Here is an 18,204-nt window from a genome sequence, read left to right on the forward strand (position 1 = left end):
CTCACGCGTCGTGATCCACGACCGCTACCACCGCACACACCTCAGCGCGGCCCGCGGGCAAGGAGCAGCATGAGAAGGCCGCACTGCAGGACTGCGACCTGACCGAACGCCCCGGCGCGAGCCTGAGCAGCGCGGACTTGTCGATCGAGAGCACCCGGCGCCGGCATCAAGGGGAGTAGAGTTCCGGTGGGAGGGCACGCGTGCCGAGGTCGTCGTTTGATCGGAGCGCCGGCAGCAGCGCCTGACTTCCTCTATTCGCACATTCCCGCGCGATCGGAGGAAGTTCGTGACGCTTTACCGACTCAGGCACGCACGTGGCTGAGCGCGGCGCACGGCCGAATGTCCCCCCGGCTCGGCGGCGTCTGCTGCGTGCCGCAGGCGTGCTGTTCACGCCGCTGCTGCCCGATGACTATCTCGAGCTGATCAATCCGCTGTGGTCCAGCCGTGAGCTTCGCGGCCGGATCGAGTCGATCGAGCGCGAGACGGCCGACAGCGTCACCGTGGTGATCCGGCCCGGGTGGGTCTGGGAAGGACACAAGCCGGGCCAGTACCTGCGCGTCGGCGTCGTTGTAGACGGCGTGCATCACTGGCGCGCCTACTCCCTGACCTCCGATCCCGGACGTCCGGACGGGTTCATCTCCATCACCCCAAAGCTGCTGGCCACCGGCAAGGTGTCGCCGTACCTGGTCCGCACCGCGCGGCCCGGAACGATCGTGCGCCTCGGCGGCGTGGAGGGTGACTTCACGCTTCCCGATCCACCGCCGAGATCGCTGCTGTTCGTCAGCGCGGGCAGCGGCATCACACCGATCATGGGCATGCTCCGCGACCTCGACCGCCGCGACAGCCTGAACGACGTGATGCACGTCCATTCCGCACGGACGGTCGACGACATCGTGTTCGGTGCTCAACTCCGCGCCCTGGCCGACCGCCGCGCCGGCTATCGCCCACACCTGCAACTGACCGCCGCGGCCGGCCGCTTCTCCCCCACCGACCTCGAGACCGTCTGCCCCGACTGGCGAGAACGCGACACGTTCGCGAGCGGGCCAGGCGCGATGCTCGACGCCCTGAGCGAGCACTGGAAGCGCGCCGGCGTGCGCGCGAAGCTGCGGATGGAGCGTTTTCAACCCGTGATCGACGGCCACGCCGCCGGTGCGGGCGGGACGATCATGTTCTCCAGGAGCCGCGCGCGAACGTCGTCGAACGGCGCCGTCCCGATCCTCGTCGCCGGCGAGCGGGCGGGGCTCGAACTCGCCTACGGCTGCCGCATGGGCATCTGCCGCACGTGCGTCGGCTGCCTGGCCTCGGGCCGGGTGCGCGACCTCCGCACCGGCAAGGTCTCCGGCCAGCCGGGCGAGATCGTCCGCACCTGCATCAACGCCCCCGAAGGGCCGGTGGAGATCGCGCTTTGAACCCCGAGACGAGGAACCGATGGCCGCGATGATCGACAGCCCGCTGGCGCACCTGACCGACACCGAGATCGACGAGCTCGCTCGCGAGTTCGACGCCATCCACGCGCAGGTCTTCGCCGAGCTCGGCGCACGCGACCGGCACTACATCACGCGCATGATCGCGATCCACCGTGGCCTTGCGGTGCTGGGTCGCGTGCTGCTCTTCGGCGCGCGCTACAAGCCCGCCTGGATCGCGGGGACAGCCACGCTCTCCGTGGCCAAGATCCTCGAGAACATGGAGATCGGCCACAACGTCATGCACGGCCAGTGGGACTGGATGCACGACCCGTCAATCCATTCCTCCAGCTGGGACTGGGACTCCGCCTCGACGCCGGAGGCATGGAAACACTCCCACAACTACATCCACCACACCTACACCAACATCCGCGGCAAGGACAAGGACCTCGGCTACAAGATCATGCGGATCGACCCGCACCAGGCGTGGAACCCCGTGTACCTGTTCCAGCCGGCCTACAACCTCGCCCTGATGGCGTTCTTCGAATGGGGCGTCGCCTTCCACGACCTCGACCTCGAGGCGATCCGCAAAGGCGAGAAGTCCACCGACGAGCTCAAAACCGAACTCCTCGGCATGGCACGCAAAGCCTCACGCCAAATCGCCAAGGACTACCTCGCCTACCCCGCCCTTGCCGGGCCGAAGGGATTCAAGAGCACCCTCGCCGCCAATGTGACCGCGAACATCCTGCGCAACGTGTGGGCGCATTCGATCATCTTCTGCGGCCACTTCCCCGACCAGACCTACACCTTCAGCGAAGCCGAGGTCGCCGACGAGAACCGCGGCCGCTTCTACGTCCGCCAGCTCCTCGGCGCCGCCAACATCGAAGGCAGCCCGCTCTTTCACGTCATGAGCGGCAACCTCGGCTACCAGGTCGAGCACCACCTCTACCCCGACATGCCCAGCACCCGCTACTCCGAAATCGCCCCGCGCGTGAAAGAGATCTGCGAGCGCTACCGGCTGCCCTACAACACCGGCCCGTTTCTCAAGCAACTCGGCATGGTCCAACGCACGATCCTGCGGCTCGCATTCCCCGGCGGCAAGCCGCGACCGAAACCCGGCCCCTACCGCCGCGGGCATGGCGATGCCAGCGCCTCGATGACATCGCCACTTCGCCTTCCGGTCCGGCCGTGGCCGACGCGCGGCCAGCGACCCGAGCCCCGAAGTCGACCCCTGGTGTAGCGTGGCCAGCGTTGAGCGCCGACGGGGGCGGCGAGATCGCGAGCGTTACCTCCCCGGGGCCGTTCGCTGCGCGAGCTGAGCCTCTCGCAGCGGTCGTGCAAAACGCTTGCTCTTGCGGTATGGAACCCTGACAAACACCGGAAGAGCGGTCCATCGCGCGCTCACGGGGGCTGGCCGCTCCCGGATCGCGCCGCCATGGTGCTGTTTGAATGCAGGAATCCCGACACTGCCACTCGCATGGACGCCCGATCACTGGCGAGCGGCCTGACCGACGGCGCAGCAGGGGCGGGGCGAGATCTCGTCACGAGTGTCAACGGGTAGTTTGTCCGAGCGGCGGGTCGCGCGTAGTGTCGACCCATCGCGCACGCGCGCTGGCTTGTCGGGTTGACGATGTGTCTCGCTTGGCGGGATGCGGCGGGCACCAGGTGACCCAGCGGTCAGGCGGGCGAGTCGATCCCGGGCTCGCGCGCACGTTGCAGCATGGTCAGCCCGCAGCTTTCGGTGCTCCGGATGGTTCCGATAGTTGCCGCCGACAACGCCCCGGCCGCGCTTCTCGACACCCGGCGCAGCTCGACGCTCGCCGCGTCGAACGCGGCGAAGCGCTGGATCGAAGTGTGACGCCACCCGACTGACCGGTCGTTCGGGATCAACTCGTATCGCATCGGGGACGCGGCGTTGACTCAGGTTCAAATTCGTCAGGCGGCGGCGGCAACGCCGAGCCCGGCGCTATCACGCTCCAAGGCCACTCGACAGAAGCGATCAGCGGCGGCCCGAACCCGCGCAAGAGCCACGCGACATCATGCGTGCACCTCACCCGCCCTTCGTCGGCAAGCCGCGCCACGGTTGACGAGACGGTCGACCGGCGCGCGCCGATCACGTCGTGAAAGCGGCCCCAGTTGGACCCTTTTCGCCACCGGGAGGGGCCGACGGTTGTCAGGAGGCGAGTTCGCGGGCGGCGGAGGTCTGCACCTGGGCGACCTGGCGCACGAGGCTGGCCTGCGCCGACGCGACGGTGACGATCCAGTCGACCTTCATCGCGCGGGCGGCGCTCTCGTAAGCGTCCGTGATCGAGAGCCACGCTTTCTCGTAGGAGTCGAGGTACGCACCGACGGTCTGCCTGGCGACCTCGTCAACCTTCCCGGGCTGGGCCTCGGGCTGGTTGGCCTTGGACTGGACCCTGGCGTTGCCCTTGGGCTGGGCCGTGCGTTGGGGCTTGGTGGCCTGGGCAGCGGGCTTGGCGGTCTTGGTGGCGGGCTTGGCGGTCTTGGTGGCCCGGGCAGCGGGCTTGGTGGCCCGGGCAGCGGGCTTGGTGGCCCGGGCAGCGGGCTTGGTGGTCTTGGTGGCCCGGGCAGCGGGCTCGGCGGCCTTGGTCGCCTGCGCAGCGGGCTCGGCGGGCTGTGCAGCGGGCTTGGCGGCCTGCGCGGCAGGCTTGGCGGTGGGCTGAGGCGGCGCGGTCATAAAGTTCTCCAGGGTCGTGGCTTGTTAGCCAAGTTAGCAAGGTTCGTGGCTAACTTTGGGAAGAACTGAATTCATGTCATGGTTGGAACGCTCGCCAATTGGCGTGACGGCGTACCCAACCAGGAGCTATGAGCCGGGTGACCTGACCGATTCGGTCCGCCCGCCTCGGGAGGCGGCTAGTCGGGGAGCGTTCGCGGGAGTCCGAAGTGGGCCAGGAGGCTGCGCTCGCCAAACCATGTGATGGCCGAGATGCGGTCCGCGGTGAGCGTCAGCACCATCAGCCCGAAGGCGCGCGCTATCGGCGCTTGCGGGTCGGGGAGGTAGAAACCGTACGCGGGTTGGCCGTTGGCGCGGGTGGGCACGAGTCGCATCGGCCCGCGTCGGGCTTCGCGGTCGTGCAGGAACGCAGCGATCGCTTGCGCACCTTGGTACTCGTACGGTTGGGGCGGCATGGTGAGCCAGGCGTCGTCGGTGAGTAGCGAGACGATGCCGTCGGTGTCGCCGCGCTCGAGCGCGGTGGCGAACTGGCCGGCGAGTTCGCGCTCGCGTGCAGAACCCGGCAGCGGTGCGCGCTCGCGGCCACGAGCGGGGAGGCGCTGATCGACTGTCGCGCGCGCCCGCTGCAGGGCTCCTTTGACGGAGGCTTCGCTGGCGTCGAGCATCTCGGCTGCCTCGGCGGTGCGAAAGCCGAGCGCGTCGTGGAGCACGAGTGCCGCGCGCTGGCGTGGGGGCAGTTGTTGCAGGGCGGCCACGAATGCCAGTCCGACGGACTCTCTGGTGTCGTAGCGTGCCTCTGGCCCGGGGGCAGTGTCTGCGAGTCCTTCGAGCAGGACGTCGGGGTATGGCTCGAGCCAGAGCGGGTCGGCCATGCGGGTCGGCTCGGGCAGTCCGCGCATCGACGGCACCTCCTGTGGACGCCGTTCGCGGTCGCGAAGCGCGTTCAGGCAGCGATTGGTGGCGATCCGGTACAGCCAGGCGCGGAGCGAGGCGCGACCCTCGAAGTTCTCCAAGGCGCGCCACGCCGCCAGCAGCGTCTCCTGCAGTTGGTCCTCTGCATCCTGCAGCGAGCCGAGGATGCGGTAGCAATGAAGCCGAAGCTCGTTCCGGTACGGGTCGATCAGGGCCGTGAATGCGCCCTCGTCGCCCGCGCGGGCGCGCGTGAGTACGACGTGGGTCTGCTCATCTCGCATCATTTCCCCTAAGGACACCACCTGACGGCGAAACGGAACGAACGATCGGCCGTTCCGTTCTCCGCAGCGTTGGGGTCTCAAACAGCATGGGAAAAATCGTGATGAGTGGCCCGCAGAACGTGTCGCTCGATGGCGTCGTTCAGGACCCGGACGGCGCGGAGGGCTTCGCGCTCGGCGGCTGGTTCGCCCAGTTTGGGGGCACGGACCTCGAAGCGTGGAACGAGGTCGCGCTCGCGGACGCGCGAGGTGCCGAGGCGTGGCTGCTGGGCCGGCGAAGCTACGAGTTCTTCGGGGAGCGGTGGCGACCCCGGAGTGGCGAGCTCGCGGACCGGCTGAACACCATGCCGAAGTACGTCGTGTCTTCGAGCCTCGAAGCTCCCGACTGGAACAACTCGACGGTGCTGAAGGGCGACGTGGTCGACGAGGTCACCGAGCTGAAGGCGAAGCTCGACGGAGAGATCGTCGTCCCTGCCAGCTACCAGCTCGCGCGCACGCTCCTCGAGCACGACCTCATCGACGAGCTGCGACTGGTCGTCTTTCCGGTCGTGCTCGGCGCCGGTGAGCGCCTATTCGGCGAGACCAGCAATAAGAAGCCGATGCGCCTCGCAGGTACCAGGGCCATTGGCGACGGCCTTGTCTTCCTCAACTACGAGTTCGTCCGGGAGGCATCAAGGTAATCAGGGAACGCCCCATGCTGTGTGGTCGGTGACCCCCGCAGCCCGCCGCTGTTTGCGCATGTTTCCCCAAGCACCTCTACTAATACTGAACGATCGAGACTCACGCGGACAAGGGAGCGACGATGTCCCAACCAGTCGAGGCGCCGGAGGCGGTCAGCATCTGGGATGGCCGCTTTGAAGGCCGCAACGAGGCCGCGTTCATCGAACTTCGCCTCGATTCCCGGGGCGGTGGCGGCGTCGCAAGCGCGGATCTCTACCGTCTCGGCTAGGCGGAAGACGCGACTGGGTCGCCTCCCTGCGCTCAGCGGCGGGAAGCAACTTCGTCGCCGGGGCGATGGGCGGGCCTTTCATCGCCGAGGATGACATCGGCGGAACGAGCATCGGGCGTCTCAGCGTCAGCGCGATGAATAGCTCGGCCGAGAGCGTCGATGCCATGATCGTGCTCGACGGACCGCTCAACGGGCTCCCCGGCGGTGCGCCCATCGTCGACACGCCGACATGCGTCTCCACGGCGCTCCGCAGCATCAAGGTCGAGACCGAGTCCGAGGACGGCGTCGCTCCGCTCAGCGGCGCGGATTTCCGGGGTCGCCCGATGTCGATCGAGACCAGCCTCCTCGAGGCCGGGATCGAGGTGACGCGACGCGGTCGCCCGGATCGCATCCCGGCGAACCCTCGCGGGTGGGACATTGCGGCCCTGCACAGGCTGATGCAGGACTTCGCCCAAGAGTTGTGCGCACCGCGCGCACTCGACGCGGATCACTGACGCGCTCGACCCGGGAGCCTCGCACCGCAGCAGCCTACCCGGCGCTTCACCGTCATCTGGACGTCCAGTCTGCTTTGTGGCACACCGATGCTCATGCGGCTTCGCCGCGGCGCAATGCGCGTAGCCTTCGTCACGTCGTGGACGCGCAGCAGTGGCAGGCCAAAGCAGAACTGTCCAGCGTGCCCACGCTGCCACACGCAGTCTCTGAGTTCGCCCGCACACTTGGATTTCAGGCCCGGACGCTCGACGACCTCCGAACCTGCGTATCGGAGGCAACGACCAACGCCGTCGTCCACGCCTTCCGCGACGGTCGCAAGCCCGGCACCATCGTCGTCTGCGCACAGGCCAGCGACAACGAACTCGTGATCCGCGTGAGCGACGACGGCACCGGCTTCGCGCCACGCACAGACAGCCCCGGCCTCGGTCTCGGCATCCCGACGATCGCCGCGATGGCCACCACGATGTCAATCGGCGTCGCGACCACCGGCGGCACCGAGATCAGCATGACGTTCCCCCGCGGGATCGCGGTCACGTAACGGCCCACCAGCGGGGCAGCGGGTACGCGGTCACCCGGGCGCCGGACGACCTCAATCCCAGGTGCCGGCCAGCGCGATTATCGCCAGCACGCCCACGAGCAAACCGACGATGCCCCACCCAAGAACCGCATCGCGCCGCTCCTGTGACGCCATCGGCCGACGCTTCCTCGCTTCGGCCCATCCGAGGAGTCCACCGATGAACCCGAACGCCACTGCAACGACGACCAAGACAGCGCCATCCACGTTCGCGATCCAGCCGACGATCCGCGCCGCCCACAGCCCAACCCAGACGCCGCCGAACGTCGTCGCCGCGCGCCGCACCATTTCAAGCCAATCCGAGCGAGGATCGCGAGTCACACGCCTCGACTACCCGTCCGGACATAGATCGAGCTCAGCGCGCCGAGCGGAGCGACGCCAGATGCGCTCCCAGCCGGCGTCGATTAGTGGGACGCGACGAGCGCCGCGAGTTTGTCGAAGGACGCGTTCCATCCCGCCTCGGCGTAGCCGGCTCCCGCGGCGTATGGCCCGTCGGTAAGGGTCATGTGTGGGCCGCCCTCGGAGCCGCAGTTAGGGGACGACCGGCGGCACCGAGCGCGATGACGGTTGACCCGCGGGAGACTTCGGTGATGGCAATGACCTCAAACGCGCAGCGCGGGTGTGAACGAGATCCCGACGATCAACCTTCCGGCGATGCAGCCGGGCGACGGTCTGGCCCCAAGGCTCCTCGCGACGGTCGTGAAGCAACGTTGAATTTGCTCCGCGCGCGGCTACTGGTTAAACGTCATGAAGCGGACCTACCGCCTGCCGATGCAGCGACGCGCGGTTGAGATGCGTCGCTGCTGCAGGGGCCGGGGTCGCGCGGTCCGGCGCACTGCTGCGGCGACGGTGGATCGTGCAAGCCGGTTTCGACGCGGACGCGTCCTGACTCGGCCGCCTTGACACCCGTAACCGCCGCGGGTAGAACCGGCGCATCGCCGACTAGCGGGAAGAAGGTCCGTGGCACAGGTCGCGATCAGCCCTGCGCGCGTTTCTGCGCGCCCTGACGATGTCGAGCTACCGCTGCTGGAGCGCGTCGGCGCGCTGACGGCGATCGGCGAGGCGATTGAGCGCGCCGCCTCCGGGCACGGCTCGGCGCTCGTGGTCGAGGGCGCGCCGGGCCTCGGGCGCACGGCGCTGCTCGATGCCGCGCGCGGGCAGGCGGCGGCGGCCGGCCTGCGCGTCCTGGCGGGGCGCGGGAGCGAGATCGAGGCGAACTTCCCCTACGGCGTGATTCTGCAGCTGCTCGAGCCGGCCGTGCTCGCGGCGACCGACGGGTCGCGCACGTGGCTGTTCGGCGGCCCGGCCGCGCCGGCCGGAGCCCTCTTCGGCGGGGCAGGAGGCGACGAGGCGGTGTTCGCACGCGAACACGGGCTGTACTGGATCGTCCGCCGCTTCGCCGCCCGCCAGCCGCTGCTGATCGCGATCGACGACGCGGAGTGGACGGATTCGCGCTCGCTCCACGTGCTCGCCTACCTCGCCGGCCGGCTCGACGAGGTTCCCGCCGCGCTCATCCTCACCGCGCCGCCGCGTCGCCGCGGGGGCCGTGACGAGCTGCTCGAACGGCTCCGGGCCCAGGCGCGGCGGCTGCCGCTCGCGCCGCTCAGCTGCGCGGCGATCGAAACGTTTGTCCGCAGCCGCTTCCCGGCCACCGGGGACGAGACCGTGGACGCGCTGGCAACCGTGACGGGCGGCAACCCGGCGCTGCTGAGCGAGCTGATGCGGGCGCGCTCCGGTCCGACGGCAACACTCGCCGAGGCCGCGCCGGTGCTCCTCCGCGACGCGCTGCTGGGGCGCATCGACCGCCTCCCCCGCGCGTGCTCGGCACTTGCCGGCGCATGCGCCCTGCTCGCCGAGCCGACCCCGCTGCCGCTGGCCGCGGAGCTCGCGGGCCTGACGCTCGCGGATGCTGCGGTCGCGCTCGAGGCGCTCGAACACGCGCAGGTCCTCGAGCGCAGCGACGGCGTCACCTTTACCCAGGCCGTGATCCGGGACGCGGTCCACGCGGACCTGTCGCCCGCGCGGCGTGCCGCTCTGCACCGCGACGCCGCGCACCTGAAGGCGCGCGACGGCGCGCCGCCCGCCGAGATCGCCCGCCACCTGCTCGCCGGCACGCCGTGCGGCGATCCGTGGGTGGTGGAGCAGCTGATGGGCGCCGCGGCCGGCACCCGCGACGCCGAGATGTCGCGGCGGCTGCTGCGGCGCGCACTCGAGGAGCCGCCGACGCCGGCGGCGCGCCCGCGGGTGCTGCTGGCACTCGGCGAGGCCGAGGCGCCGGTCGAGCCGGAGCGGTCGACCGCGCGGCTCAGGCAGGCGGTCGCCCTGCTCGAGGACGCCGAGGCGCGCGCGGCCGCCCGGCTGCGGCTCGGCGTCACGCTGCTCGAGCGCGGGTGGGCCGCCGAGGCGGCTGCGGTGCTCGAATGCGGCGTCGACGATGCCGCCCCCGGTTCGCTGCTCGCCGGCGAGCTGTTCTCCGCCTACCTGTCGGCGGCCCTGCTCGATCCCGCTCGCGCCGCCGAGGCCCGCCGGGCGGTACGTGCCGGCGGCCACCGCTCGCAGCTCGAGCGCATGCTCGCGACGCACCCACCCGGCGACGCGCTTCCCAGCTCGTATTCCTGGCCGGCGATGAACTGTCTCGTCTGGAGCGACGACCTCGAGACCGCCGAGCGCGCCGGCGGGGCCGCGCGCGGCGTGCGTGCCGGTGCCCGCTACTGGCAGGGTCGCCTCGAGGACGCCGCCGCCGACGCCACGGCCGCGCTCGAGGCGGCGGGCACGGCGCCCAGCCCCACCGCCACCGAGGCGGGGGCGTGGCTCGCGCTCTGCCTGATCGAGCGCGACGAACTGGAGTCCGCGGCGCGCGTGCTCAACGGTCCCGACGCGGGTCCGCCGCACGTGCGCGGGTTGCGCGTGCTCGCCCGGGCGCGGCTGCAGCTCGCCACCGACGAGCCGGCACGCGCGTACGAGGCGCTGCGCGCCGCGGGCCGAGCCCTGAGCCCGGTGACGGAGAATCCCGCGATCCTGCCGTGGCGCTCGGCGGCGGCGCTCGCCGCCTACCAGCTCGGCGACCTGCCGGCCGCGCGGGCACTGGCGGGTGAGGAAGTCCGTCTCGCCGGCCGCTTCGGCGCCGCGAGGTCGCTCGGCGTCGCCCTGGGCGCGGCCGCGCTCGCGGCATCACCGGCGGAGCGGATCGCGCGTCTGCAGGAGTCGGTGCGGGTGCTCGAGGCGTCGCCCGCGGCGCTCGAGCGCGTGCGCTCAGAGATCGCCCTCGGCGCCGAGCTGCGCCGCCTCGGCCGCCGCCGCGAGGCGCGCGAGCTGCTGCGTGAAGCGCTCGCCACGTGCGAGCGCTTCGGTGCGACGCGCCTGCAGCGCGCGGCGCGCGAGGAGCTGGCGGCGGCGGGCGCACGCCCGCGCCGGCGCGACGCCAGCGGTAGCGGCTCGCTGACGCCCGGCGAGCAGCGGGTGGCCGTGCTGGTTGGCCAGGGGCTGACGAACCGTCGCATCGCCGAGTCGCTGTTCGTGACCGAGAAGGCGGTCCAGTGGCATCTGCGCCAGCTCTACCGCAAGCTCGACGTGCAGGGACGCGCGGCGCTCGAGCAGCACTGCCGCCGGATGGCTCAATAGAACGGCAGCGGCGACCCCGGCTGCGCGCCGAACCGGACCTCGGGCCCGCTTCCGGTCACCACCAGGGCGAACGGGTGCGCGTTGAACTGGTTGAGCCCGCTGGCCGGTAGCACCTCGGCGATCACCTCGACGACGTATGACCCTGGCGCCGGGTTCTCCATCACCACCTGCTCGATCGGATGCGTCGTCTGGAATGGCGTGCCCACCGCGACGAGCTGACTGAGCCGGTCGTTTGGCGCCGCCTGCCACGTGTTGCCCTGCAGCACCAGGACGGAGCCGGGCACGCGCACCAGCAGGTGCAGGCGGTTGACGAGGCCGGGCGCAGGCGGATCGACCCACGTCAGCGTCGCGCGCAGGAGCGCCGTGTCCGGGGGGAGCGTGAAGCGGTACGTCGCGCGCCGGCCGGCGCCGAGCGCGCAGTCGTCGCGCACGAAGAACGTCACCGGCGGCGCCGGGGCGATCGACTGGCGGACGTTCACGCGGCCCCAGCCATGGCCGGCCGCCGGCCCGCCCTGCGCGAGGTTCGGCAGCGACGAGCGCTGCAGGTTGGTCGCGCCGTTGATCAGCGTCGCGCGCAGCAGCGCAGCGCTGGGCTCGTCGTACACCGCGCGCGTGCCGTGGCGGGTGAGCGCCGTCTGCATATGTCGCAGCCGGCCGGCGACGATCTCGGTCCAGGTGAGCCGGAAGCAGCGCCCGGTCCAGATCAGCTTGAACTCGCGGACGTCCGCGCCTGCCGCGCTGACCGCCGCGAGCGGCGCGTCGGCGGGCGGCGTGGGCGGCGGCTGCGGCAGTCGCGCGCGTGCGCCGTTCTCGTCGAGGACGGTGAAGCACAGCGTCCGCGAGCCGCCGCCGCGCGGCTCGCTGAGCCAGGCGAGCCCGTATCCGGGGCTCCACTCCGGGAGCGCGGCCGCCGCGAACGCGGCGCGGTTGGCCCACGGCTCGTGCAGGTAGGTGCTGACGAGCTGCGGCTCGATCGCGTCGAGCCCGGCCGGCCAGCCCGCGATGCCCGGATAGACGACGCGCACGTCCGCGGTCGGCGTGGCCGGGGCGGGCGCCGGCGGGTTGGCCATCGGCCGCCCGTCGCGGTCCAGCCGGCTGAAGCGCAGCTCCCAGGGATCGGCGGCCGCGGCGCGGTACTGCCAGACCGCGCCGTACTCGCGCTGCGGGCTGTCGACCGCGGTCGGCCGCGTGGCGGCGACGGGGTTCATCGAGTCGCCGGCGAGCCCGGTGAGCGGGAGGTCGGCGCCGTGCTGCGGCGTCCCGTCGAGCGCGAAGCGGTTCGTGAACGCGCCGGTCACCGCGCCCGCCTTGCGATGCCAGACGGCGAGCGCGTGCGTCTCACCCGTCGGGCGGTGGAACCACCCGTGCCGCGCCGTCCCGGTCGCGGCGGCGAGGTCGCGCACGGCAACGATCGTCGCGCCCGCGTCGTCGAGGACCGTGTAGCGGATGTGCTCGGGGGCCCCGAGCCCGGCGCCGTAGGCGATCAGGTGGCGCACCGCGGGCGTGCTCAGCGACGCCAGCGCGATCCCCACGCCCGGATGCACGAGCCCGGGCTCGACGATCTCGCGCTCGCCTCCCGGGCCGAACGCGGCCACCGGGGCGCCCGCGGCGTCCAGTACGTGGACGCGCGGGTTCTCGAACAGACTCGCGGAGGCGCAGACGATCTGCGTGCCCGTCCACACGAGCTCGACGCTGTCGAGCGCCAGCATCCCGCGCAGGGCCCGCGCACCGTCCGGGCCGAACCCGCTGCCGGGCAAGCCGTCGGCGTCGGTCATCACGAGCTGCAGGTCGACCATGAAGTCGCCGGTGGCGGCGCGCGCGAACGCCGCGGCGCCGCCGGTCCAGACGATCGAGCAGGCGCCCTCGGTCTCGTCCGGATGCTCGCGCAGCAGGTGGTTGACGTAACGCCCGGCGCGCATCAGCGGCGTCGCGGGATCGACGTGCGCGCCGAAGGTTCCGTCCGGCGTCAGCGTCGTCGCGTAGGCCCCGAGCCGATCCGAGCGGATCTCCTCCGCGCTTTGCCAGGTGACGAACGTGCGGTCGGGGAGCGTGGCGGCGGCGAAGCCCCCGGTGTCGCCCGGCGTGTCGGAGATGCGCACGAGCCGGCGGTGCAGCGGGTCGGCCGGGTCGGCCGGTACGCGCGCGTCGGGAGCGCCGCCCTCATCGAGCAACGTCAGGTAGGCGTCGTAGTGCCCGCCGCGGCTGTCGTCCTCGAAGGTCAGCGTGTAGCCGGCGTCCGGGTGAACGGCGATCCGCGGGCGGCGCGTGTGGCCGGCGTCGGCGACCGTCACGCTCAGCACCTCCGGGCCCTGCGCAGCGCCCGCGGGATCGAGGAACATCAGGTAGATCTCGCCCCCGGCGCGGTCGCGCGCGTCGCACCAGACGACGACGTAGCGGCCGTGGCGGGCGTCCCAGGCGATCTGCGGCTCGCGCAACTCCTGCGCCTTCTCGAGCAGCTTGAGCGGCGCGTCGGCGGCCGGCCCGGCCGCCCCGACGAGCTGGGCATGCAGCCGCCAGCGCTTCGGCGTCGTATTGGTCCACACGACGGCGTAGCTCGTCCCGTCGTGAGCCAGGTAGCCGTGCGGGCCGCACTGGGCGACCGGGCCCAGGTCGAGCGCCGCGTTGTCCGCCGCGGCGCCGCTGGTCGCGTCGAAGCGCTGGAAATTCAGCGTGCCGCCACTGCCCGCCCAGGCGACCGCCGCCTGGCCGCCCGCGACGAGCAGCGCCGGCGCGAGCGCGTCGTCGGCGGGCGCCGCGGAGCCGAGCGTCGCGGCGGCGAACCCGGCGTCGGGGGCGAGCGTGCGGCCGTATCCGCTCAGGCGGATCGTCGCGTCCTTGGCGCGGTGTACGAGCAGCGTCCGCTCGCCGGCGCGGGCGAGCCGAGGCGCGGGATGATCGCCGACGTCGGCCTGCAGCGTCACCGGCGTGCCGATCCACGTCATGTCGGGCGCCAGGCGCGCCCCGCGCACGGCGCGCGCGGCGCCGGCGGCGCCCGGCGGCACCCACGCGAGCGCCACGCCGTCGACGTGCGGGGCCGCCGACGGCAGGTCCACGAGCGCCGCGCCCGCGAGCGGCACGGCTTCGAGCAGGACCGGATGGCGCTGCTGGCCGAAGCGCGCGCGGTAGTACTGGCGGACGAGGACGGCGGCGCCCGCGACGTGCGGCGTCGCCATGCTCGTGCCGTGCATGAGGGTGTAGAGCGCCTTCGGCACAGTGGTCGCGTCCTGCCAGTCGTTCTTCAGCGCGGCCAGGCTCGAGCGCGTCGAGAGGACGTTGGTCCCGGGGGCGACCACGTCGGGCTTCATGCGCCCGACGCCGATCGGCGGGACCGGCGAGGTGACCGCCCCGCGGTTCGAGAACAGCGCCACCTGGCCGGCGTCGTCCGACATCGAATAGGAACCCGCGCCGGCCACGGCGTCGAACGCCGCGTGGTCGTAGCGCCCGGGAAGCGCGGTGCGATAGGGATCGGCCTGGCCCTCGTCGGAGCGGACGTTCTCCGACGCGCCGACCGTGAGCACGTTCTTGGCCACTGACTGGAAGCTCAGCCGGTCGGCGTCGAGGCTCCCGTCGGCGGCCGGCACCGTGTCGGTCTCGTAGTTGCCGGACGCGAACAGGACCAGGCTGTCCGGATGCAAGAAGCAGAAGCGGTCGATGACGTCGGCCGTGCCGGGGGTGTAGAGGTTGTTCGTCGGGCCGAACCTGCCGCCGGCCCCCCAGGAGTTGTTGTGCACGCGCGCGCCCGCCGCGTGCGCGGCCTCCCACCCGCGCTGGAAGTTGGGGCTGAGCGGACCGTGCAAGACGATGAAGCAGCGCGGCGCCATCCCCCGCACGCTTCCCGCCGAGCCCGTCCCGTCCCCCGCGATCGTGCCGGTGACGTGCGTGCCATGGCCGTGGGCGTCCGTCGCCGCCGTACCGGGCGCGTCGAGATTGTCGATCAGTAGCGCGCGGCCCGTGAAGTCGGCGTGCACCGTGCCGGGTACGCCGGTGTCCAGGCCGGTGTCGACGACGCTGACGACCTCGCCCGTCCCGTCGAGATCGACAGCCGCGCCGAGCACGCCGCGCTCGCGCACCTGATTGACGCCGAGGATGACGCTGCCGTGGTTGTTCGCGGGCTCCAGCGGCAGGAAGAGCTCGACCGCGTAGACGCCGGGGACTCGCGCCAGCGGTGCCACACGTGCGGCGCCCGCGCTGACCACGAACCCCCGCGCGGTCTCGGCGCGGATCGTGGCGCCCGTCGCCTCGATCGCGGCCCGCGGCTGGTCGAGCGAGACGTCGTCGAAGAACCGGACCTGCAGGTCGCCCGCGTCACCGTCCGGCAGCCGAGTGGCGTCGATCGGCGGCGCGGTGCCGACCCGGAGCAGCCAGTCGGCGCCGTCGGTGAGCGTCGCGCCGATTGCGTACGCGGGATGAAACGGGCCCGACCAGCGGACGTAGGGCGTATCCGGCACCGATGCCGCAAGCCGGAACAGCGCGACCGTCGGGCCAAGCGTCTGCACGAGCGACCCGAAGGCGGCGAGCTCCGCGATCCAGCCGGCGGCGATCGGCGCGACGAACTGCACGACCGTGACCGCCGGCGGCGACGGCGCCTGCAGGTCGCGCGGCGGCACCGGCGGCGTCGCCACGGGATCGAAGCCGCCGGCCGGGAGCAGTACCCAGTCGGCGGCGGGATGCAGCTGCACCGCGATGCCCTCGTCGGCGAGGCGCGCGGCCTGCTCCTCGGTGATCGCGGCCCACAGCTGGTCGCCCGCGGCACGGATCGTCTTGACCCGGTCGGCGAGGTAGGCGAGCTGCGCCTCCCGCCGGTCGGGATCGAGGATCAGGGTCGCCTTGATCCGGTCGCTCACGCGTCGACCTCGATCGCGATGTCCACCGGCCGCCCGGGCCGCGGCGCGCGTCCGGGAGAGGCGATGTGGGTGATCGGCGCGCCCTCGTCCTCGCGCAACGAGCGGTCGAGGCGCAGCAGCGCGTCCGCCTCGAGCGTCACGAGCCACGTCGTCGGCGTGGGTGCGGTCGCGCCGACGATCCGCAGCCGGCGATATTGCGCGAGCGCGCCGTACTCCCCGTCGTGGTAGTGCGGCGCCGCGGCAGCCAGCGCGTCGCGGTTAAGCTCGATCGCCGCCAGCAGCAGCGCCACGGCCTCGCCGAGCCGCCAGGCGTCGGCCTCGTCGGCCTGGAGTGAGAGCGCGAGCGAGCGTGTCGCGCCGAGTGTCGTGAAGACCGCGGTGACCCCGTAGCGCACCTCCACGGCCGTCACCGCGTCGAGGTCGCGCGACGGGCGCGGGCTCAGCGTGAAGCTGCGCGGGTCCGCGATGTCCCAGCGCACCTCGGCGTCGGACAGCGAGATCGCGCCGCCCGCGGTGCGCAAGCGCACGCGGCGCGGCCCGGGGTACGGCGAGCGCGTGAGCTGGTACGGCCCCTCGCCGTCGAACGCCAGCTCATCCACCTGGTCGGCGGGCCGCGGATCCGAAGCCGACGCCTCCGAGGTCGCGGGATTGAGCGCGAGTGCATCACTCGCGAACGCCGCGCGGATCACCGGCTTGGTCCCGCCGAACAGCCCCGGCAACGCCTCGGTGAGCAGGCTCGTGATCGTCTCGGGGAGATCGGCGGCCACGGCGAGACCTCAGTCCGCGACGACCGACGGCACCGCGCCGTTGCTCGCCGCGGATTCCTCGTCCAGCAGCTCCTGGAGCACCTGGACGGCGCCGGCGATCCGCAGCAACGTCTGCTGGACGTCGAGTCGCTCGCGGTCCAGCTCCTGCAGCCGGCGCTCGCCGAGCGCCAGCTCGCTCCGGAGCTCCTCAAGGCGCGTGGCGATTCGCCCGGTCATCATGTGCGCCCGAGGACGAGGACCGTCACGGCGACCGTATTGTCCGTTTCGTTGGCCGGCGCCGATTCGCTGCAATAGGTCGTGATCACCGCCTGCTGGGTGTTCCAGCCGGGCTCGAGCCTCACCCACGCGGCCTGCGGAATGGCGCCGACGTCGGCGACGTGGCCATTTGTGGCGTAGGCGGTGGAGAAGATGCTGAACGCCTGCATCACGGGCAGGACGCAGTAGACCTGGGTGAAGCCCGCGGCGCCGTAGTTGACCAGGTTGGACCGGGGGGCATTGACGCCGGCGTTCTGTGAGGTGAACGTCGTCGTCCAGACGTTGATGATGTTCTGGGCGCCCTCGACGCGCAGCGCGCCGCCGACCACGAGCCGGCCCCCGGCCGTGTCGATGCGCAGCTGACGGTCGGCGTCGTTGATGACGCGGACGTTGTAATCCTGCGTCGCCGCGCCGAAGTGGAAGTCGATGAAGGGCGTGCCGCCGGCCCCCGGGGTCGTGTTGTCGGCGCCGAGCTCGATGCTCCCGCCCTGGTCGGTGGACAGTCGGCTCCTGCCCCAGCGCACGTCGCCGCCCGGGATGTCGAGCACCGCCTGCGGGGTGCGGGTTCCGATGCCGACGCGCCCGGCGTTGTCGATCGACAGCCGCGGCAGGCTGTTGGTGAACAGGTCCAGCCCGAAACGGTTCGGCCCGCCGGCGGTGCGCGTGGAGGCGATCGTCTCGCCGCTGGGGGAACCGAAGCTCAGGCCAGGGTCCCTGGCCCCAGAGTTGGCGCCCGGGCCGTCGACGGCGAGGCCGCCCGTTATGACGTCTCCGGTGCGATTGACCTTGGCCGTATCGAGGCGCTGGACCTCGGTGATCGCGTCGTTCCAGTCACCGGAGCGCACGGTGTCCGCGCGTGACTTGGGGAACGGGCTCTGCGGGGTGAAGGGCATCCGGATTCTCCTCTCGAGATCAGAAGACGATGTCCCAGAGGACGGTGAGCTTGAACGCGTTGGTTTTCGTGACCGCGTCGAGGATCACGCGGTTGTACATGACACCGGCCTTGTCGGCCGTGAACAGCGCCGCCTCGCGCAACGGCTCGGGGCCATTGACCTGATCGAAGTCGAACACCGCGGTCAATGACACGCGCGTGCGCCGCACGCTCGGTCCACCGGGTGTCGGCCGGTCGTCGAAGTCGGTGTAGGCGACGGTGGTGATCGGGTTGCGCGGGCCGCGCTCTGACCGCAGCGCCGCGTCGCCGTCGCTGGTCGCTGTGCCGTCGGTGCCGACCGCGACGTGGGTCACCTTCCCGGGCGGCGCGCCGGTCACCCCCCCGAACAGCTGCGCCACGAGCCGCCGGCCCGTCAACACGATCTGGTTCGAGCGGTGCTGGCGCGCGACCAGCGCTCCGGCGCCGTCGGTCAGCTCGATCGTTACGGCCCCGCGGATGTCCAAGTTCTCTCGCATGCCCATG

At 71.7% G+C, this 18,204-nt stretch carries 16 protein-coding genes; 8 read left to right on the forward strand and 8 right to left on the reverse strand.

Annotation, left to right across the window (positions count from 1 at the left end; genetic code table 11):
• Positions 1-314 precede the first annotated feature (314 nt).
• The 3 genes from OM076_RS41350 (at position 315) to OM076_RS41360 (ending at position 3,261) form a co-directional block, all read left to right on the forward strand.
• Complete coding sequence (locus OM076_RS41350; RefSeq protein WP_372518144.1) at positions 315-1,409, forward strand: ferredoxin reductase; 1,095 nt, start codon at positions 315-317, stop codon at positions 1,407-1,409.
• Positions 1,410-1,428: 19 nt separating this feature from the next.
• A complete protein-coding gene (locus OM076_RS41355) occupies positions 1,429-2,643 on the forward strand; it encodes a fatty acid desaturase family protein (protein WP_270046063.1) in 1,215 nt (404 codons plus the stop codon).
• Positions 2,644-3,123: 480 nt separating this feature from the next.
• Entirely contained in the window at positions 3,124-3,261 is a 138-nt protein-coding gene (locus OM076_RS41360) for a hypothetical protein (protein WP_270046064.1), read from the forward strand.
• A 315-nt stretch (positions 3,262-3,576) separates the two neighbouring features.
• On the opposite strand, the gene OM076_RS41365 is transcribed toward OM076_RS41360, so the two are convergent.
• Together OM076_RS41365 and OM076_RS41370 are read right to left on the reverse strand one after the other, a co-directional pair.
• Complete coding sequence (locus OM076_RS41365; RefSeq protein ID WP_270046065.1) at positions 3,577-4,101, reverse strand: hypothetical protein; 525 nt, start codon at positions 4,099-4,101, stop codon at positions 3,577-3,579.
• Positions 4,102-4,277: 176 nt separating this feature from the next.
• Complete coding sequence (locus OM076_RS41370) at positions 4,278-5,372, reverse strand: sigma-70 family RNA polymerase sigma factor (RefSeq protein WP_270046066.1); 1,095 nt, start codon at positions 5,370-5,372, stop codon at positions 4,278-4,280.
• 5 nt (positions 5,373-5,377) lie between these two features.
• Here OM076_RS41370 and OM076_RS41375 point away from each other — a divergent pair, with 5 nt between their 5' ends.
• The 4 genes from OM076_RS41375 (at position 5,378) to OM076_RS41390 (ending at position 7,267) form a co-directional block, all read left to right on the forward strand.
• Positions 5,378-5,968 carry a dihydrofolate reductase family protein gene (locus OM076_RS41375; protein ID WP_270046067.1) on the forward strand — a complete coding sequence of 197 codons (591 nt, stop codon included), beginning with the start codon at positions 5,378-5,380 and terminating at the stop codon, positions 5,966-5,968.
• Positions 5,969-6,090: 122 nt separating this feature from the next.
• Positions 6,091-6,237: a hypothetical protein gene (locus OM076_RS41380; RefSeq protein WP_270046068.1), complete on the forward strand. Its 147-nt coding sequence runs from the start codon at positions 6,091-6,093 to the stop codon at positions 6,235-6,237.
• Between the two features lie 65 nt (positions 6,238-6,302).
• Positions 6,303-6,731, forward strand: coding sequence for a hypothetical protein (locus OM076_RS41385; RefSeq protein WP_270046069.1), 429 nt, complete (start codon positions 6,303-6,305; stop codon positions 6,729-6,731).
• A gap of 137 nt (positions 6,732-6,868) precedes the next feature.
• Positions 6,869-7,267 carry an ATP-binding protein gene (locus OM076_RS41390; protein WP_270046070.1) on the forward strand — a complete coding sequence of 133 codons (399 nt, stop codon included), beginning with the start codon at positions 6,869-6,871 and terminating at the stop codon, positions 7,265-7,267.
• A gap of 51 nt (positions 7,268-7,318) precedes the next feature.
• Here the strand turns inward: OM076_RS41390 and OM076_RS41395 are convergent, their stop codons facing one another.
• Positions 7,319-7,591, reverse strand: coding sequence for a hypothetical protein (locus tag OM076_RS41395; protein WP_270046071.1), 273 nt, complete (start codon positions 7,589-7,591; stop codon positions 7,319-7,321).
• A 672-nt stretch (positions 7,592-8,263) separates the two neighbouring features.
• On the opposite strand from OM076_RS41395, the gene OM076_RS41400 reads away from it, so the two are divergent.
• On the forward strand, positions 8,264-10,924 hold the full coding sequence (locus OM076_RS41400) for an ATP-binding protein (protein WP_270046072.1): 2,661 nt from the start codon (positions 8,264-8,266) through the stop codon (positions 10,922-10,924).
• Here OM076_RS41400 and OM076_RS41405 read toward each other — a convergent pair.
• From OM076_RS41405 to OM076_RS41425, 5 genes are read right to left on the reverse strand one after another with little or no spacing between them, the layout of a single operon-like run.
• Positions 10,918-15,768 (reverse strand): S8 family serine peptidase, encoded by a 4,851-nt coding sequence (locus OM076_RS41405; protein WP_270046073.1) that lies wholly within the window; start codon positions 15,766-15,768, stop codon positions 10,918-10,920. The genes OM076_RS41400 and OM076_RS41405 overlap by 7 nt on opposite strands.
• The gene (locus OM076_RS41410) at positions 15,765-16,535 is read right to left on the reverse strand and encodes a hypothetical protein (RefSeq protein WP_270046074.1); all 771 of its coding nucleotides are present in this window, start codon (positions 16,533-16,535) and stop codon (positions 15,765-15,767) included. The genes OM076_RS41405 and OM076_RS41410 overlap by 4 nt, the downstream gene beginning before the upstream one ends.
• Before the next feature lie 9 nt (positions 16,536-16,544).
• Positions 16,545-16,751, reverse strand: coding sequence for a hypothetical protein (locus OM076_RS41415; RefSeq protein WP_270046075.1), 207 nt, complete (start codon positions 16,749-16,751; stop codon positions 16,545-16,547).
• Positions 16,751-17,683, reverse strand: a complete 933-nt coding sequence (locus tag OM076_RS41420) for a hypothetical protein (protein WP_270046076.1) — start codon at positions 17,681-17,683, stop codon at positions 16,751-16,753. Before OM076_RS41420 ends, OM076_RS41415 begins: the two co-directional genes overlap by 1 nt.
• A 19-nt stretch (positions 17,684-17,702) precedes the next feature.
• On the reverse strand, positions 17,703-18,197 hold the full coding sequence (locus OM076_RS41425) for a hypothetical protein (RefSeq protein WP_270046077.1): 495 nt from the start codon (positions 18,195-18,197) through the stop codon (positions 17,703-17,705).
• Positions 18,198-18,204: the final 7 nt, after the last annotated feature.

This window comes from Solirubrobacter ginsenosidimutans (assembly GCF_027587205.1).